The sequence below is a fragment of the Agromyces sp. P1_H4 genome (assembly GCF_056405255.1).
The window spans coordinates 1-4,128 of the sequence record NZ_JBFUCL010000334.1 but is presented as its reverse complement, the minus strand read 5'-3'; the positions used below and the strand labels follow the sequence as shown (position 1 = coordinate 4,128).

Genomic DNA, 4,128 nt, shown 5'->3' with positions numbered 1-4,128 from the left:
GCCGACACCAGCGCGCAGCGTCGTTCGCGCCGAACTCCAGCCGCCGTTCGAGCCGCGCGCGCAGCAGAGCCCGCTCACCGGGTTCCGTGCGGCGTTCGAGCCCGACGTCGCCGACGACGAGATGCTGGCCGTCCGCGGCCTCCCGCCGGGGAGCGGGCTGCGCATCGCGGCCCTCGACACCTACGACGGGATCGTGTACTCGGTCGGCGGCACCGACGGCTCGGCCGAGTCCGGTCGCTTCACCCGCGTGCCGTATCGGCTCGACCAGACCGACGTCGACGGCGAGCAGACCGAGATCGAGGTGGAGGTCCTCGGCTACTCGGACGTGTGGGTGCCGGGCATCGGGCAGCTCGAGCGCATCTCCTTCGCCGGACCGCGCGCCGAGGTGCTCGCCGACGGATTCTTCTACAACGACGTGACCGGAACCGGGGCGATCAGGGCCGGCCTCACCCAGGGCGATCGCTACACGGCGAGATCGGTGACGCCCGTGCGGTCCGAAGCCCTCGCGGAGCTCGATCCGGGCACCAGCGTGCTTCCCGCCGCGCCCGACCTGCCCGACGGGTTGTCGGAGCTCCTCGACGCGTGGGCTCCCGCGTCGGAGGAACCCGGTGAACGGCTCCGTGACATCGTCGACGGGTTCCAGCGCGACGGGTTCGTGAGCCATGGGGTCGGCGACGAGCAGCCGAGCCGCTCGGGCCACGCGCTCGACCGACTGGACGAGCTCGCGAACGTTCGACCGATGCTCGGCGACGGCGAGCAGTACGCCGTCGCCGCGGCGCTGATGGCCAGGGAGATCGGCTTCCCGGCGCGCGTGGTGGTGGGATACCTCGCGTCACCGGATGCCGCTGCAGCCGACGCGCCTGCCGATGACGACGGCACCGTGGTGTTCCGCAGTCGCGACCGACAGGCGTGGATCGAGATCCAGACCTCGGATGGCGCATGGGTCCCCGTCAACCCGAACCCCGACGTGCGCGACATCCCCGAGCGCGAACCCGACCAGCCGACGGTCGTCTCACGGCCCCAGTCGGCCCTGCCGCCACCGGCCGAGCGCACGCCCGTGGAGGAGCTCGACTCGGACCCCGACCTCTCCTTGGACGAGCCCGATGACGGCGCCGAGCCGTGGGTCGCCGCGCTGCTGGCCGGACTCACGATCGCCGGGTTCGTGGCGCTGGGACTCGCCCTGCTGATCAGCCCGTTCCTCGCCGTCATCGTCGCCAAGATCCGGCGACGCCGGGTGCGCCGCCGTGCACCGACGCCCGTGGAGCGCATCGAGGGCGGCTGGCAGGAGTTCGCGGACACCGCGGCCGACTACGGCTACCCGATCCGGCCGAACACGACCCGTGCCGAGCAGGCCGCCACGGTCGGCGGACTGGCACCGCTCGTGCTGGCCTCCGTCGTGGATCGTGCGGTGTTCGCGCCCGACGGTCCGACCGACGGAGACGACGAGCGCGTGTGGGACGTGGTCGACGAGCTCCAGGAACGACTCGGCGCGCCCCGTAGCCGCCTCGAGCGACTCCGGGCGGCGATCTCCCTCACCTCGCTCGGCGGGTACGCTGTCACGCGGAGAGGAGCCAAGCCGTGACGTGTGCGATCTGCGGGGCGGAGCTCCCCGAGGGCGCGATGTTCTGCGGCGACTGCGGCAGCTCCACCAGCGCCACACCCGAGTCGCGTCGGCGATCCGACCCGCGTCCCGGTGATACCACGGCGATCGAGCGCCCAGCCCGGCGCAACAGCGGCGTCATCAGCATCCCGGTGGACGGATTCCGGGCAGCGTCGGCGATATCCGGGCCCGACGCGCCCACCGCCGACAGCGCGGTCGAAGACGTCGAGGCGATCGCGGCTCCGACATTCGTGCTGGCGTTCAGCACCGGCGAGACGCGCATGGTCTTCGGCACCGGGCTCATCGGTCGCAAACCTCTGCCGCAACCGGGGGAGCGGTTCGACCATCTCGTGCAGATCGCCGATGGTTCGCTCTCCGTCTCGAAGACCCATCTCGAGTTCGGCGAGCACGAGGGGGTGCTCTGGATCGCCGATCGGTTCTCGGGCAACGGCACGATCGTGCGTCGTCCCGACGACGGGGCCGTGAGATGCGAGCCCGGACGGCGATACCTCGTGCCCCGGGGCAGCCGGGTCGAGCTCGCCGAGCAGTCGTTCGTCGTGGCCTGATCACGCCCCCGGGGCGGTCCAGGCCGCCGCAGGCGAGCTCCGAGCACTCGTCCTCGACACGTGAGCGGATGCCGCGAGCGCCACTTCGCACGGCCGAGGGGCTCGCCTCCCGCGCTCGGGGATGATCGGATCACGGGGTGGACGCACCGCCGAACGACACCGCCGCTCTGCCCCCGGAGCACGCCCACGTCGCCCCACTGGCCCTGCCGGTGCATCCGCCGGCGCCCACTTCACCGGGCTTCCCGTGGATCGCCTCGGTCGCCCCGATCGCGGGTGCCGCCGTGCTCTGGGCGATCACGGGATCCGCCCTCTCCCTGGCGTTCGCAGCGCTGGGTCCCGTCGCCGCAATCGCCTCGCTCGTCGACGCGCGGCGACACGCTCGCCGGGCGACGAGGCGGGCCGCGGTCGACCGCGCGGCGGCGATCGACGAGCTGAGAGCGGCCGTGGCGGCACGGCACGAGCTGGAACGAGCCGTCGCGTGGCATCGGGCCACCCCGTCCCGTCGGATCACGGAGGACGTCCGCCCGTTCGAGTGGCGCGAGGGGCCACCCGGCTTCGTCCTCGTCGGCAGCGGCGGCGCGCAGAGCTCGCTCCGCATCGACGGCACGGCGGTCGACGACGGCGATCGTGAGCTCCTCGCGCTCGCGGCTCGGCTCGATCGCGCGCCGGTCCACGTTCCCGTCGACGGGGGGATCGGCATCGTCGGCCCCTCGCCGCTCGCGCATGCCCTCGCTCGTGCCCTCGTCGTGCAGCTTGCCCATCGCTGCCGTCCCGACACCACGCACATCGCCGTCCCCGAAGGTGACGCGTGGGATTGGGCGTCGCGCCTCCCGCATCGGGGCGGCGACGCCCGGGTACGCGTCGTCGACCTCATCGACGGCCGTCGGGACATCGGGGCACCCCGAAGCGACGCGGAGGTGCAGATCGTGCTCGCTCGGACGCTCGAGGAGTTGCCGCCGGGCCTCGCGACCGTGCTCCTCGTGCACGGCCCGGGCAGGGCGACCGTCGACCGGCGGGGCGATGCCGCTCCCCGACGGGCCGTCGTACCCGAACTGCTCGGCATGTCCGAAGCCGGCGCCTGGGCCGCACGCGTGCAAGCGGTCGCCGCGCGGGACGGGTTCGGCGCGGCGACCGCCCTTCCCGACCGCATCGAGCTGCAGCGACTCGGTCGCGCGACAGGGGTCGCCCGCTCGAGGAGCACGCTCCGCGTGCCCGTCGGCGTGACGGACGCCGGCCCGCTGGAACTCGACCTCGTGGAGCGTGGGCCGCACGCCATCGTCGCCGGTACCACCGGCAGCGGCAAGAGCGAATTCCTCCTCGCGTGGATCGCGGCCATGGCGCGCGATCACCTTCCCGACGCCGTCACGTTCCTCCTCGTCGACTTCAAGGGCGGAGCCGCCTTCGAACCGGTCCGCGAGCTACCGCACGTCGTCGGCGTGGTGACCGATCTCGATGAGGCGGAGGCCGAGCGGGCCGTGCTGAGCCTGCGCGCAGAACTCCGCCACCGCGAGTCGGTGCTCCACGCTGAGCGCGCGCGCGACATCACCGATCTCGGCGCAGCCGTGGAGCTGCCACGACTCGTGATCGTCGTCGACGAGTTCCAGGCCATGATCGAGCGGTTCCCAGAGCTCGGTGCGGTCATCGCCGACATCGCCGCCCGCGGGCGATCGCTCGGGGTGCACCTGATCCTCGCCTCCCAGCGCCCGAACGGAGTCGTCCGCGAACAGGTCACGGCGAACTGCGCGATCCGCGTCTCCCTCCGCGTGATGGACACGGCCGACAGCATCGCCGTGGTGGGCAGCCCGGCCGCCGCATCGATCGGACCGGCCACGCCGGGCCGTGGCATCCTCGACCCCGGCGACGGTCGCGTCGTCCCCTTCCAGTCGGCGATCGCCGACCGGGTCACGGTCGACGCGATACGCGTCGCCACCCCGTCCGCCTCGCGGCCACGGCGGCCGTGGG

The 4,128-nt window shown here is 73.0% G+C and carries 3 protein-coding genes; all 3 read left to right on the top strand.

Going from position 1 to position 4,128, the window contains the following annotated elements; genetic code table 11:
- Positions 1 to 1,582 (top strand): transglutaminase TgpA family protein (locus AC1DY2_RS16510; protein WP_476763404.1); only part of this gene is annotated, 1,582 nt, incomplete at its 5' end.
- The gene (locus AC1DY2_RS16505) at positions 1,579 to 2,166 is read left to right on the top strand and encodes a hypothetical protein (protein WP_476763403.1); all 588 of its coding nucleotides are present in this window, start codon (positions 1,579 to 1,581) and stop codon (positions 2,164 to 2,166) included. The genes AC1DY2_RS16510 and AC1DY2_RS16505, both read left to right, overlap by 4 nt.
- A 137-nt stretch (positions 2,167 to 2,303) precedes the next feature.
- On the top strand, positions 2,304 to 4,128 hold a 1,825-nt coding region (locus AC1DY2_RS16500; RefSeq protein WP_476763402.1), incomplete at its 3' end, for an FtsK/SpoIIIE domain-containing protein.